12 protein-coding genes, 3 tRNA genes and 1 pseudogene are annotated in these 12,594 nt (G+C 69.3%); 5 read left to right on the top strand and 11 right to left on the bottom strand.

Going from position 1 to position 12,594, the window contains the following annotated elements:
- Window positions 1-4 precede the first annotated feature (4 nt).
- The gene (locus tag N1031_RS17905) at window positions 5-1,093 is read left to right on the top strand and encodes an ABC transporter permease (RefSeq protein ID WP_259481186.1); all 1,089 of its coding nucleotides are present in this window, start codon (window positions 5-7) and stop codon (window positions 1,091-1,093) included.
- Between the two features lie 2 nt (window positions 1,094-1,095).
- On the opposite strand, the gene N1031_RS17900 is transcribed toward N1031_RS17905, so the two are convergent.
- The 4 genes from N1031_RS17900 to N1031_RS17885 are packed head-to-tail and all read right to left on the bottom strand — an operon-like array spanning window position 1,096 to window position 4,739.
- Window positions 1,096-1,806: an SOS response-associated peptidase gene (locus tag N1031_RS17900; protein WP_259481184.1), complete on the bottom strand. Its 711-nt coding sequence runs from the start codon at window positions 1,804-1,806 to the stop codon at window positions 1,096-1,098.
- 43 nt (window positions 1,807-1,849) lie between these two features.
- The gene (locus N1031_RS17895; RefSeq protein WP_259481181.1) at window positions 1,850-2,629 is read right to left on the bottom strand and encodes a spermidine synthase; all 780 of its coding nucleotides are present in this window, start codon (window positions 2,627-2,629) and stop codon (window positions 1,850-1,852) included.
- Window positions 2,626-3,867 carry a winged helix DNA-binding domain-containing protein gene (locus N1031_RS17890; RefSeq protein ID WP_259481179.1) on the bottom strand — a complete coding sequence of 414 codons (1,242 nt, stop codon included), beginning with the start codon at window positions 3,865-3,867 and terminating at the stop codon, window positions 2,626-2,628. The genes N1031_RS17895 and N1031_RS17890 overlap by 4 nt, the downstream gene beginning before the upstream one ends.
- A 53-nt stretch (window positions 3,868-3,920) precedes the next feature.
- Complete coding sequence (locus tag N1031_RS17885) at window positions 3,921-4,739, bottom strand: DNA/RNA non-specific endonuclease (protein ID WP_259481177.1); 819 nt, start codon at window positions 4,737-4,739, stop codon at window positions 3,921-3,923.
- 384 nt (window positions 4,740-5,123) lie between these two features.
- On the opposite strand from N1031_RS17885, the gene N1031_RS17880 reads away from it, so the two are divergent.
- Together N1031_RS17880 and N1031_RS17875 are read left to right on the top strand one after the other, a co-directional pair.
- On the top strand, window positions 5,124-5,489 hold the full coding sequence (locus tag N1031_RS17880; RefSeq protein ID WP_259481175.1) for a DUF2255 family protein: 366 nt from the start codon (window positions 5,124-5,126) through the stop codon (window positions 5,487-5,489).
- Window positions 5,490-5,557: 68 nt separating this feature from the next.
- Entirely contained in the window at window positions 5,558-6,607 is a 1,050-nt protein-coding gene (locus N1031_RS17875) for a zinc-binding dehydrogenase (RefSeq protein ID WP_259481173.1), read from the top strand.
- Between the two features lie 53 nt (window positions 6,608-6,660).
- On the opposite strand, the gene N1031_RS17870 is transcribed toward N1031_RS17875, so the two are convergent.
- From N1031_RS17870 to N1031_RS17855, 4 genes are all read right to left on the bottom strand, one after another.
- Entirely contained in the window at window positions 6,661-7,572 is a 912-nt protein-coding gene (locus N1031_RS17870; RefSeq protein WP_259481171.1) for a Fic family protein, read from the bottom strand.
- A gap of 3 nt (window positions 7,573-7,575) precedes the next feature.
- Window positions 7,576-8,331 (bottom strand): helix-turn-helix domain-containing protein, encoded by a 756-nt coding sequence (locus tag N1031_RS17865; protein WP_259481169.1) that lies wholly within the window; start codon window positions 8,329-8,331, stop codon window positions 7,576-7,578.
- Window positions 8,332-8,762: 431 nt separating this feature from the next.
- The gene (locus tag N1031_RS17860; protein WP_259481167.1) at window positions 8,763-9,164 is read right to left on the bottom strand and encodes a hypothetical protein; all 402 of its coding nucleotides are present in this window, start codon (window positions 9,162-9,164) and stop codon (window positions 8,763-8,765) included.
- Between the two features lie 480 nt (window positions 9,165-9,644).
- Window positions 9,645-10,403, bottom strand: coding sequence for a hypothetical protein (locus N1031_RS17855; protein ID WP_259481164.1), 759 nt, complete (start codon window positions 10,401-10,403; stop codon window positions 9,645-9,647).
- A 45-nt stretch (window positions 10,404-10,448) separates the two neighbouring features.
- On the opposite strand from N1031_RS17855, the pseudogene N1031_RS17850 reads away from it, so the two are divergent.
- Window positions 10,449-10,757 (top strand): annotated as a pseudogene (locus N1031_RS17850) (tyrosine-type recombinase/integrase); the annotation flags it as partial.
- On the opposite strand, the gene N1031_RS17845 reads toward N1031_RS17850, so the two are convergent.
- The 3 genes from N1031_RS17845 to N1031_RS17835 form a co-directional block, all read right to left on the bottom strand.
- Window positions 10,728-10,803: transfer RNA gene (locus N1031_RS17845), tRNA-Phe, on the bottom strand. The pseudogene N1031_RS17850 and the gene N1031_RS17845 sit on opposite strands and share 30 nt — an antisense overlap.
- A 71-nt stretch (window positions 10,804-10,874) precedes the next feature.
- Window positions 10,875-10,951 (bottom strand) — tRNA-Asp (locus N1031_RS17840).
- 55 nt (window positions 10,952-11,006) lie between these two features.
- Window positions 11,007-11,079: transfer RNA gene (locus tag N1031_RS17835), tRNA-Glu, on the bottom strand.
- Between the two features lie 323 nt (window positions 11,080-11,402).
- Here N1031_RS17835 and N1031_RS17830 point away from each other — a divergent pair.
- Window positions 11,403-12,572, top strand: coding sequence for a M23 family metallopeptidase (locus N1031_RS17830; protein WP_259481162.1), 1,170 nt, complete (start codon window positions 11,403-11,405; stop codon window positions 12,570-12,572).
- The last annotated feature ends 22 nt before the right edge of the window (window positions 12,573-12,594 follow it).

The following is a 12,594-nucleotide window of genomic DNA, read 5'->3' as shown; positions in this document are numbered from 1 at the left end:
CAGCATGGTCTCGAACAGCATCGCGGTCGCGCGCAAGGTGGTGACGGGCCCCAACAAGCCCGCGCTCATCGTCTCCCTCCTGGTGTCGCTGTTCGCGGCCCTCTTCGTCACCTCCTACAGCCTCGCGATGGGCAACCCGCAGCCGCACGACATCCCGATCGGCGTGGTCTCCGAGACGGTCACGCCGGCTCAGCTCACCACGGGGCTCGAGAGCGCCACGTCGACCTCGTTCGTGGTGACGGAGTACGCCACCGCCGAGGCGGCGAAGACGGCCATCGACCAGCAGCAGATCTACGCGGCGCTGGTGACCGCATCCGGCACCGGCTCGGGTTCGGACCCGTCGGCCGAGCTCTACGTCTCCAGCGCATCGGGCGCGTCGATCGCCCGCATCATCGAGACCGACGCCACGAAGCTGGGCCAGGCGCTCGGGGTGACCCTCACCGTCACCGACCTCAACCCCCTGAACCCGACCGACCCGAGCGGGCTCGTGCTGTTCTACGTGGCGCTCGCCTCCACGATCATCGGTTTCGTCGGCGCCATCCAGACCCGCGTGAACGCGGGCGGGCTCACCCTCGCGGGGGAGCTGGGGTGGGATGCGGGCCGCGCGGCCCTGGTAGGGCTGGTGGTGGCGCTCACCACCGGGGTGCTGGGGTTCGAGACCTTCCCGTTCTTCCCGGTGTGGGGCGTGCTGGCCATGTCGGTGTTCATCGCGGGCGCGGTGTACAGCTTCTGGCGGGTGGCGATCGGGGGTCGCTGGGCGCTCGTGCCCACCTGGATCCTGTTCATCCTCATCAGCAATCCGTCGTCGGGCGGGGCGGTGGCGCCGCAGCTGCTGCCGCCGTTCTACGAGTTCATGGGGCGGTGGCTGCCGACCGGGGCGACGGTGAGCGCGTTGCGCGACCTCACGTACTTTCCGGAGGCGCTGCATCCGGAGCCCTACATCGTGCTGGGGGCGTGGCTGGTGGCGTCGACGGTGGCGTTCGCGGTGGTGCGGCGCATCAAGTTCGGGCCGGGGCGGCTCGATCGGGAGGTGCCTGCCGTGCCCGCCGCGCCTGCTGCGCCGCAGTCGGCCGGGGACGCTGCCGCGGGCTAGCGTCAGACGGCGATCGGCTCGATGAGGGTGGGGTCGTCTTTGGCCACAGAGGTGTCGCGCACGTTGTTCACCCGTCTCGACACCGGATAGGTGGTGATGGTGCTCGCCACGGCGAGCGAGGAGCGGTCGAGCATCGCGACCAGGGCGTCTTTGTCGCCGGTGCTCTCGAGCTTGACGGGCTCGATCCAGCTGTCCCAGGTGTCGGGCGTGAGGAAGACGGGCATGCGGTCGTGCACCTCGCCCGAGGCATCGGCCGCCTCGCGGGTGATGATCGTGAAGGTGAGCTCCCACTCGCCCGAGACCTTGCGCACCTCGAACAGGCCGGCCGCCGCGAGGATGCTCTCGGGGGCGTGGATGTAGTGCGGCTGCTTGCCGGTCGGGGTGGCCTCCCACTCGAAGTAGCCGTTCATCGGCACGAGGCACCGGCGCTGGGCGAAGGCACCCCGGAACAGGCCGTTCGTGGCGACGCTCTCCAGGCGGGCGTTGATGGGGGCGGGGCCGCCGGGTTTCGCCCAGGCGGGCTTGAGGCCCCAGGATGCTCCGTCGAGTTCACGCACCACCTCGCCCTCCACGACGCGGTCGCGCACGATGGGGGAGACCTCGGTGGGGGCGACGTTGTACGAGGGGCGCCAGTCTTCGAGGCGGCCACCGCGTGCGACGAACTCGGTGATGAGCTCGTCGGTCTCGGCGCTCATGGTGAATCGACCGCACATGGGGTTCCTCTCGGTCGGGGTGGGGCGGGATGCGGGCGGGCGCTCATGCGGGTTCCGCCATGCCGGGATGCGGGCCTGCGGCGCGGAGCCCCGGCAGGAGGACCTCCAGTACCTCGGGCGAGCGCGACGCGAGCACCACCACGTTGCCCGCCGTGCGCCCGTGCACGACGGAGGTGGGGCCGGTGATCGCGATCCGCCCGAACACGGGCCGGATGGCCTCGAGCTGGCTGCCGAGCGCCGGGAGTCCGTCGTCGTCGGCCACGTTCACCACGAGAACGCCCTCCGGCGCGAGGAGGGCCCCGACGCTCTCGTAGAACGCGCGTGATCGCACGTGTGCGGGCGTGCTGATGCCCACGTAGAGGTCGCACACCACCACGTCGGCCAGCCCCAGCAGGCGCGGTGCGAGGCGGGTCGCCTCGGCCGCGGCGTCTCCGAGGTGCACCGTCACGGAGCTGCCCGAGGGCAGGGGGAGGGTGCCGATCACGAACTCGGGCAGGTTCTCCTCGAGTTCCACGACGTGCTGCACCGAGCCCGGTCGGGTGGCCTGCACGTAGCGCGCCAGGGTCAGGGCGCCGCCCCCGAGGTGCAGCACGGTGAGCGGGATGCGCGGGGCCCGCAGCAGGTCGATGACGGTGCCGATGCGCCGTACGTAGTCGTGCCGGAGCGAGGTGGGGTCGGCGAGGTCGACGTGCGACTGCCCGACACCGTCGATGGCGAGCTCCCAGGCGCCGGGCACGAGCGGGTCGGGCCGCAGCTCGGCGAGTGAGCCGCTCGGCCGCAGCACCGCCTCGAGGCGGGCGCGGCCGCCCTCTCGCACCGTCATGCCGGCACCTCGTCGAGGCGCAGCTCGAGGCCGAGGAAGCGGGCGTATCGCCGGAGCGACCGTTCGAAACCGGCGCGTGCGGTGCCGCTGAGCGACTCGAACGGCTCGAGAGTGACGGTGACGGCGGTGGCGCCGGTGCGGCGCTTCCAGGTGCCCACGATGCGGCCGCGCGAGACGAGCATCGGCAGAAAGACGCCGTTGCCGCCGGGCACGATGCGCTCGGCGAACTCGGGCGCCAGCGCGGGGGAGCGGCTCTGGTACCCGAGGAGGTATTCGTCGAAGCCGGGAAGGGCGTGGTGGCCGGTGGCGCTTCTCGGCGGGGCGGGCGGCACGGGTTCGGGATGCGCGGGTCGCGTGGACTCCGCCACCAGGTACTCGGCTCCACCCACGTCGATGCGCGAGATCGCTTCGCCCGCGTGCACGAGGCCGGCGGTGGCCTCGGCCACGGTGAGCTTCGACCACCAGCAGAAGTCGCGCAGCGTCGCCGGGCCACGACCTCTCAGGTAGCGGGTGAGAAAGCCGCCGGCCAGTTCGCCCGATGCCGCCGCCTCGGAGAGCTCCGCCGGAGCGCGGAGAGCCGGTGCCCACTCGTCGAGCAGCACGAGCGCCTGCTGGGTGCCGGATCGAGGGCCCCAGCACACCAGTGCGTCGTGGGCGAGCCGCCAGATGAGGTGCATGCCGCGCTGGCCCGAGGTGTCGACGCCCGCGCCCTCCAGCAGGTCGAGGAACTCTTGGCGACCGGCTCTTCCGCCGCCGGCGAGCTCGGTACGGGCCACGTCGGAGGCGCGGGAGAAGTCGTCGTCGTGCAGTGCGAGGTCGCGGTGACGGGCGGCCATGCCCCGCACGGTGCGCGCCGAGGTGAGCGCGAGCAGCCCGCGGAGGTCGTCGGGCCCGGTGAAGTGCAGTGTTCCGCGCATCGGCCACGACCGCACCACCGACCGCGACTCCAGCGCGGCATCGACGTCGGCGGTGGTCGTTCCGGGTGCGCGCACCCCGAGGGCCCACAGTGCCTGCCCGAAGTCTTGGGCCTGCACGGCCAGCAGTCGTTCCACCACGGCGGTGATCGCCGCGGCGCGCGCCCGCGCATCCGGAGCCTGCCCACCCGCGCGCCCCCGCGCATTTGGGGTCGCCGCCGGCGTCTGCTCGCCCTCGCTGCGGATGAACGCAGGTTCGATGCCCTGTGCCGCGAGACGACGGCCCAGGAGTTCGCGCTCGGCCGCCGCCCGTGAACCCGGCATGCGCCCAGTATGCCCCCGGCCACCGACACCGCCGAGCGGGGCCGGGCTGCGACTCAGAGTCGCACGGCGCCGGGGGAGTGCAACTCGGTCCAGCGCCGGCCCGCGACCCTCAGTGGGGCGACGAACCGATCCGCAGCGACGAGCGAGCCGAGGTCGAGCCCGGTGTCGCGCGCGATGTCGGCGACCGGCACCTGGAACACCCGGACGTCGCCGCGCCGCGGGCTCGGGTCGGGTCTCCCGCCGTCGCCGAGGTCGAGCCGGCCGAGTCCGGCGGACTGGTCGAGCAGGAAGCCTGCGGACGCCGGCGCCTCCCGTGCGGGATCGAACCAGGCGGCGACCTTCCACAACCGGTCGGGCAGGCGGACTCCCCGGTAGAGGCGATCTGCGGTGCCGAACACCGCGCCCGTGAACACCGCGAACTTCAGCTGGTAGGCCACGGCGTGACCGATGAGGTGGTCTTCGAGCGTGTTCCAGAGGTGTTTCGAGGGGTCTGCCGCGGCCGCCACGGGCACCGCGTTCGTGAAGGCGGCGGTGTCGTGCGCGGCGGAGGCGGCCACCGCATCCGTTCCCCATGCCGCATCACGCCGCCGCACGAGCTCGCCGGGCTCGAGGTCGTGGAGGGCGTACGGCTCGGGGCCGGTCTGCTCGTCGGCGAGGACGCGGGGGTCGAGGTGCCAGCCGTCGTCTCGCGGAAGATCGCGCAGGAGCCGACCGTCGATCATCACCGCGGTCGCGGCGGCGAGCATCCGGCCGGGGTCGAGCACGACTGTGAAGTGCGTGTAGTGGAGTATGCGGAGGCGCCGAGCGGGGTCGGCCGCCCGGGGAAGGGGACAGCCGACCGGCAGGAACTCGGGGTCGAATCCGGTGCTCACGCCACCAGTCGACCACACTCAGCCCGCGCGTCACGCGCGAGAGCAAAAAAGATGCGGGGCCCGGCTCAGCCGAACCCCGCATCACTCCCCCCGCTCGATGAGCGAGACGCCGTTCGCGGTCCCGATTCCGCTTACGACGTGTCCCACCATCTTGCACGATTACCTGCCGAAACCCAAGCCATGACCAGGCATCTTCGACAGATGACGAGATATGACGCCGCTGGGTGTCTTCTCTGAACCCGGTTCCGGTGCGGAAAACCCCAGATGGGAGGCCCTCGCGGTGGCCGGCGAGGGGGTGTGGCACGCCCTCCCACGGGTCCGGCGTCGGTGGGATGCTGCCGTCAGCGTCGCCGGAACGGACCACGGCGAGGAGAGGAAGGCGACATGAGCGACTGGACGGCCGCGGAGCTGCGGCAGCTGAGCGACGTGGGCGAGGTGAGGGTGGCGGGGCGCCGGGCGGACGGGTCGTCGCGCACGCTGGTCATCGTGTGGCACGTGGTCGTGGGCGATGCGGTCTATCTGCGGTCGGTGAAAGGGCCGGCCGGCCAGTGGTACCGAGGGGTGGCGCACACCTTCGAGGGGTTCCTCGACTGGAGCGGCCCGTCGCGGCCGGTGTCGTTCATCCTCGACCCCTCGCCTGACGACGCGATCGACGCCGCCTACGCGGCGAAGTACGGCACAGGCTCTGCGGTGCGGGCCATCACGAGCGACCTCGCCAAGGAGACCACGCTGCGGGTGGAGCCGCGCTGAGGGGGTCTCGTGGTACCCCTCCCGGCAGACACTGCCGGGAGCGCGCGACCGGCGCTTGACTCGGAGTCATGAAAGCGACCTTCATGTACGCGGCGGGAGACGTCCGCGTCGAGTCCGTTCCCGACCCCGAGATCTTCTTTCCCACCGACGCCATCGTGCGCACCACCCGCAGCTGCATCTGCGGGTCCGACCTGCATCCCTATCACTCCCTTCCCGGCACCCCCGACGGCATCTCGATGGGCCATGAGCTCATCGGCGTGGTCGAGGAGATCGGCGCCGAGGTGCGCACCGTGAAGAAGGGCGACTTCGTCATCGTGCCGTTCGCCTTCAGCGACAACATCTGCGTGTTCTGCCGCGAGGGCTTCCACACCGCGTGCGTGCACGGCGGCTGGTACGGCACCGCCGCCGCGGCGGGGCTCCAGGCCGAGTACGGGCGCGTGCCGCTCGCCGACGGCAGCCTCGTCGTGGTGCCGGGTGTCGACCCCGCGACGGCCGACGAGTCGCTGCTGGCCTCGCTGCTCACCCTCTCCGACGTCTACCTCACCGGCTACCACGGCGCCCACATGGGCGAGGTCGCACCCGGCAAGACCGTCACCGTGGTCGGCGACGGCGCGGTCGGTCTCGGTGCCGTGCTCGCCTCGCGCCAGCTGGGCGCCGAGCGCATCATCCTCATGGGCCGCCACAAGGCCCGCACCGACCTCGGTGTGGAGTTCGGCGCCACCGACGTGGTCGCCGCCCGCGGCGAGGAGGGTGTCGCCGAGGTGATGGACCTCACGAACGGGGAGGGCTCGCACGTCGTGATCGAGGCCGTCGGGCATATGCCCGCCTACGAGCAGTCGTTCGGCATCGTGCGCCCCGGAGGCATCATCTCGCGCGTCGGCGTGCCCCAGTACGAGTCGGCGCCGATCGGCTTCGGCTCGCTCTTCGGCAAGAACGCGCGCCTCGCCGGAGGCCCGGCGCCCGTGCGCGCCTACCTCGAGGCCGCGGTGCAGCAGGTGCTCGACGGCGTCATCGACCCCGGACGCGTGTTCGACCGCACGGTCTCCTTCGACGACGTGGCGCTCGGCTACGCCGCCATGGACGAGCGCTCCGCGCTCAAGGTGATGCTCACCCCGTAGTGCTGCTGGCACTTTCCCCGCCGCTGCGCCCGCTGACGCCGCAGGAGGCATGGTCAGCGGGCGCAGTCGGCGAGCAGGTTCATGTAGCTCGTGGCGTCGTTGGTGGAGAAGAGCCGATCGAGGGCGACGTTCTGCTCGTACAGGCGGCTGTAGGGCACCGAGATCGCGTCGTAGCCCGCCGACATAAGAATGCCCGACGCCATGAGCTTCGCCGTGCGCTTGTTGCCGTCGAAGTAGAACTGATGCCGTGTCGCCGACGCGGCATAGACGAGGGCTCGACGCCGGGGGTCGTCGACGCTGTTGAGGTAGTCGACCAAGTCATGGAACGCCTCGACGAGGAGCGAACCCTCGTCGCCGTGCGCTCGTCCTTCCACCACTCCCCCCGACGACAGTCGTACCGACCCGCCGCCGCGTACCGACCCCTCGCCCCGGAAGCGACCGGACTCGATCGCCTCGTAGCGGGCGACAAGGCCGTGCAAGCTGTCCGAGACAGACTTGTTCAGCCTGAACTCGCCCGTCTGCACCAGGCGGTCGAGCTCGTTGTAGGCATCGTTCAGTGCGAGCACCTGCTGCTGCTCTTCGATCTTCTTCCCCTCCACGGTGACGCCGTCGAGGAGCGTCTGCACCTCAGGCAGCGTGAACGTGTTCCCCTCCAGTCGTGCAGCGTCCCAGATGATGACAGCGAGGCCGGCTCGGAAGCGGGTCAGGGCCCGCTCGACGGCGAGCTCGCCATCGCTTTCGCCCATGACGGTGATGTCGACTCCTGACCAGTCCCAGTCGATGCCGAGCAGGTCGAGTCTCTGCCGCCCGCTGAGGTCATCGCCCGGCGTTGCGGTTCGCTGCGAGTCCAGCCGGCCCGCACCCGTACCGCCGACGGGGCGTCGAACGTAGGCGGGGCCGGTGGGCTGGGCGGCTGCTCGCTCTGGCTCGAAGTCGTCGACGGGACCATCCGTTGTGGTACTCATCGGTCACCAGCTTCCCGCGAGTGTCATGGCGATCTCCCGGTCGACGCCGCCCGTGGCGATGGCGTCGATGACGCCCTGGACCGGCGTCACGAGATTCACGTCCTCGATCGTGGTGGAACCCGCGAACACGGTGGGGTGCGCCGGCGCGACGATGACATCGGCAGCCGTCGGGGTCTTGACCCGCCTGTGTGTGCCGGCCAGCAGTTCGGCGACGAGTTTCGCGTCCTGAGCCCAGAACACGACCGTCTTCCCTGGGTCGGCTCCGAGCGCTTCGAGCGATGCCGATCCCGACAGCGCCCACTCCACTCCGGATGCGCGCCCGGCGGAAACGAGGCGATCGGTGTCGTTGCGCCCGCTCAGGAGCACGGCGCCCGCGCGGTGGTGAGGGGCTGAGACGCCCGCCGCTTCGGTGAGGAGGTCGAGGGTGTCGAGGCGGCCGTCGGCATCCGCATCGACATAGCGTGTGAGGCGTGCGATCCACGCGTCGAGATCGCGGTCATCGACGGTGGCTCGGAGATCGGATTCTCCGAGCATGACGCGAGCCGCGGCTGCTGCGAGGGGATCGCTCGCGTGTTCGAGTTCGATCACCAGGTCGTAGCCCAGCGCGAGGGCGAGTTCTCGGAGGGTGTCCACGCGAGCGCGCGATTGATCGACCGTGACAGAGAGCACCGTCGTGCGGGAGACGTCGGCGCGGCGCGCCAGCTCCGACTTGGTCGCGGATGATCGGGCGATGACGTCGCCGAAGATGCTGCGACCCACGATTCCTCCCCGATGAATGATCAGTTAACTGCACATCATAGTGGGTGTGTTCAGAAAAGTGCACACACACAGTCCGAAAAACGCTGCGGCGGCTGGTGATGAAGCTCAGCGAGATCCACGACGAAGACACCGCGATCGGCTTCGGCTCGCTCTTCGGTAAGAACGCGCGCCGCGCTGCGGTCTGGCCCGGCTGCGTGGGGCGACTTGTCTGCCGCCCATGCAACCGGGCCGCAGGTTTCGCTGGCCGCCGCTCACTGGATTCGCGGCGGTCGCGAATCGATGCTCGCGGAGAGCGACTCGTTCGCCTCGACCCAGCGTCCTGCGGCGTCCGAGATCCACCGCGCCAGATCGAGTGCGAGGCTGAGATCGCGAGCGAGATCCCGTTCGTGTATCGGCTCATGGTGGGCGGCGCGGTTGCGGATGAACGTGAGCTACTGCATCCGGAAGGCGACATCCTGTCGGCGGGTGCGGAGGTCGGGCGCTCCGCCTGGGAATGCCGCGTGGAGTGCGGGAACCCAGAGCGCCGTCAGATAGCGGGTCTCCACCAGGTAGCGCCAGAATCCGAGTGGGAGCTCTGCGATCACACGGCCGCGCAGTTCGGCGCGCTTGTCCCGCCTCGTCGCCCTGTCGCGCGCTTTTCGCAGGTCGGCTGTGCCTTGATGATCGAGTGGAATCACATCGAGCCACGACGACCCCGGATGCCGCCGCCGTGCCCACGCGCCCAACTCGCGGTCGAGCGCGTTCCGGACGAGTACTTCGACCATCGAGGAGAGTTCCAGGATGCTCGATGCCGCGCGCATGTTCCACTCGTAGAGGTCGAACGTCGCGACCACGTCATCGCGACAGGCGCGAAGGTATGAGCTGAGACGTTGTGATGTGATCACACGCACGAGGTGTCGATGGAGATCGGCGTGTGCTCGGTGCTGCGGCATTGACATCGAGCCCTCATCAGTTATTGTGGCGGCGAAGACCCCGGAACGATCACTGGCCCAGCCACATCGCCGGGGTTTCGTCTTTCCGCAGGGCGGGTGTCGACGATTATGACTTTATCGAGAGTTGCTCGCTTTAGGCAAGAGCGGTCGGTGGCGGTGACCACCGGGAAACGAGAAGACCCCCGGCGGTGGGCCGGGGGTCTGGTGGTGGCTCCGACCGGCATCGATCCGGTGACCTTTCGATTTTCAGTCGAAGACGGGCGCCGCGCCAGCACGCGGCGATCGCCGTGGAACGGCGGGATCTCCACGATGCCACTTCTCGACCGATGCCCTCGGATTGCACCGTATTGCGGGGGTTTGTGGGCAAAATGTGGGCACACGTCAGGCTGGCCCAGGAGCTTCCTGCGCAGAACCCCCACTCATTTCGCCCTCGGCGGGGCGGACCAACTGGATCACTTCGGGCTCTCCGCCGTCGGGCGTGATGGTGAGCTCGGGCACGCCCTCCTTGAGCGGCGAGCGAATCCCAGTGCTCTGCGTCTCAGGGCTGAATTCCGCCCACGCCTCGCTCACGAGGGCACCGAGCTTCTCAAGGTACTCGGCCGTCAGGTCGTAGGCGTCCACGCGGCCATCAGGCAGGGGCGCTTTGTAGAACGCCATGTAGATGCTGCCATACACAATCGCGTCAGGGTCAGAACGATCGGTCAGCTCATGCTTGCTCACGATGTTGTAGAGCACGGATGCGCCGCGGTGAGCTAGATCGACGCGCATATCCCAGTAAAACTTGGCTAGTGGATCCGCGGCGAGTTCCGCGCTACGAGGTGCCCACCATTCGTCGAAACTGGGCTCCGTGGAACGCAGTGATTGGAGTGCGAGAGTCGTTGAAACTGCGAACACTGATGCGATTCGTAGCCCCATATACAGCCGACGGCCGATGGTTTGTCTGGTCATCGGGGGAACGTCCGTGAACCTGCCGGCTCGGAATTCGTCTATCCACAGTCGCTCGTCGATGATGAAGGGCTCGGGTTGCAGCAGCTCTAGTCCATGGGTGGCCGCCGCGAGCGTGTCGTCGGCATTGAAGAGACGCTGCTCTGTCGTTCGCTTCTTGAGCGTGAAGGTGTCAAGAGGGTCATCGTGGCTCACATGGTTGAGCCTACTGAGAGTGCCAGAGGCCGGATGTGAAGCACGTCCTTCCCGAAGTTCACCCCGCACGACCTGCAGCACACCGCGGCCAGCCTGGCGGTGTCGGCCGGCGCGAACGTGAAGGCCGTGCAGCGGATGCTCGGCCACGCCTCTGCGGCGATGACGCTCGACGTCTACGCCGACCTGTTTGACGACGACCTAGACGCCGTTGCGACGGCGCTCAATGACGGTGCTGCCGCTGCGAATGTGGGCAGAGCCGGCCGGCGAGGTTACCGAGCTCCGGAAATGAAGAAGCCCTCCCCGCGTAATTGCTGGGGAGGGCGGTGGTGGCTCCGACCGGCATCGATCCGGTGACCTTTCGATTTTCAGTCGAACGCTCTACCAACTGAGCTACAGAGCCGAGTGGCGTGGACATCTGACTGCACTCGCCGCTCTAGCGAAAAGCCCTTCCGAGTGGAAGGGCTTCGCGCCTGGCGACCCTGACGGGACTTGAACCCGCGACCTCCGCCGTGACAGGGCGGCACGCTAACCAACTGCGCTACAGGGCCTTACTGGTGTTCCTATTGTATCTGTTGCCGACCCCTGGTTCGCGACCGGAGGCCGTGACCCCAACGGGATTCGAACCCGTGCTACCGCCGTGAAAGGGCGGCGTCCTAGGCCGCTAAACGATGGGGCCGTTGCGACAACTCCACGAGTATGCCACATCCCCTGCACAGCCGCCAATCGAGAGCGAGTTACTCACATGCGAGGGAATGTCCGCGCATCTGGCCGGGGCCCTTGTTAGATTCTCGGCAGGCGCTGTGACAGATGTGACGGATGCGCATCCTGGCATGCGCGCGTTCCGCCGGCACACAGATCCGGCGTCCACGAGCACGGCAGGGGTCCATCATCAGCACGACGAACCGCGGCGCAGGGCGCGCACGCCGACGTCCACGCCCAGGGGCGACCGGGCGCAAGCCTGCATCGCTGCTCACCGCTCTGCTGAGCGTCGTAGCGGTCGTGCTCTCCTTCTCGCTCGGCGCCGGCCCGGCCTTCGCCGACGAGTACCCCACGTGGGACGACGTGAAGAACGCCCAGGCGAACGAGGAGTCGAAGCAGGCCGAGGTCACCCGCATCGAGGGCCTCATCGACGCCATGAACTCCGCCGTGGCCGAGGCGCAGGCGCTCTCGGAGCAACGGGGCACCGAATATCAGGCGGCACAAGAGAAGTACGACACCGCGGCCTACGTCGCCGGCGAGCTCGAGACCCAGGCCGCCGCCGCCGCGGAGGCCGCAGACGAGTCGAACCGCCAGGCTGGGCGGCTCGCCGCCCAGCTGGCCAGGGCCGGGGGCAACGACCTCACGCTCAACCTGTTCGTGGGGGCGGAGACCGTCACCGACGATCTGCTCTACCAGCTCGGCGCCATGTCGAAGCTCACCGAGAGAACGGCGCAGATCTACGCGCAGGCCGAGCAAGACCGCAACACCGCGGATGCGCTCACCGCGCAGGCGGCGGTGGCTCGCGATGCCCTCGGCGCACTCTCCGACGAGGCGGCGCGGCTGCTCGACGAAGCGGTGGCCGCCCAGCTCGCGGCCGAGGTCGCCTTGCAGGAGCAGGAAGACCACCAGGTCGAGCTCGCCGCCCAGCTGCAGGTGCTGAGGGAGAACCGCGCGGCCACCGAGGCCGACTACCAGAAGGGCGTCGACGCCCGCGCCGAGGCGGCACGCCAGGCGGCGGCAGCAGGCCTGCCCACTCTCCCCTTCATCGCGGCGAGCGGCTGGGCGAGCCCGTTCCCGGGGTCGCACTCCTCCGACGAGTACGGCATGCGTGTGAACCCCGTCTCGGGCGCCTACCTGCTCCACTCCGGCATCGACCTCGTCTACAACGGGGGCACCTGCGGTGCCTATGTCTACGCTGCCGCCGAGGGTCTCGTGAACTACGCCGGCTACAACGGCGGCTACGGCAACTTCATCCGCATCGACCACGGCGGGGGCATCGCCACCGCTTACGGTCACAACACGCAGCTGCTCGTCGGCAACGGCGACTACGTGCAGGTCGGGCAGCCCATCGCGCTGGCCGGCACCACCGGCAACTCCACGGGCTGCCACCTCCACTACGAGGTGCGGGTCAACGGCACGGCCGTGAACCCGCGCCCCTTCATGGCCAACGTCGGAATCGACTTCGGCTGACCCCGCACCGCCGCAGAGCATC

Source organism: Herbiconiux moechotypicola (assembly GCF_024979255.1).
In the GTDB taxonomy this organism is placed as follows: domain Bacteria; phylum Actinomycetota; class Actinomycetes; order Actinomycetales; family Microbacteriaceae; genus Herbiconiux; species Herbiconiux moechotypicola.
Note: the sequence above shows the minus strand (reverse complement) of the source record. Positions and strands in the feature narration are given on the sequence as shown.

What these genes read in the sequence shown, in the direction of transcription:
- N1031_RS17895 (WP_259481181.1), bottom strand. Translation starts at nt 2,629, where the DNA reads ATGACGGTGCGAGAGGGCGGCCGCGCCCGCCTCGAGGCGGTGCTGCGG.
- N1031_RS17880 (WP_259481175.1), top strand. Translation starts at nt 5,124, where the DNA reads ATGAGCGACTGGACGGCCGCGGAGCTGCGGCAGCTGAGCGACGTGGGC.
- N1031_RS17870 (WP_259481171.1), bottom strand. Translation starts at nt 7,572, where the DNA reads ATGAGTACCACAACGGATGGTCCCGTCGACGACTTCGAGCCAGAGCGA.
- N1031_RS17905 (WP_259481186.1), top strand. Translation starts at nt 5, where the DNA reads ATGGTCTCGAACAGCATCGCGGTCGCGCGCAAGGTGGTGACGGGCCCC.
- N1031_RS17875 (WP_259481173.1), top strand. Translation starts at nt 5,558, where the DNA reads ATGAAAGCGACCTTCATGTACGCGGCGGGAGACGTCCGCGTCGAGTCC.
- N1031_RS17890 (WP_259481179.1), bottom strand. Translation starts at nt 3,867, where the DNA reads ATGCCGGGTTCACGGGCGGCGGCCGAGCGCGAACTCCTGGGCCGTCGT.
- N1031_RS17900 (WP_259481184.1), bottom strand. Translation starts at nt 1,806, where the DNA reads ATGTGCGGTCGATTCACCATGAGCGCCGAGACCGACGAGCTCATCACC.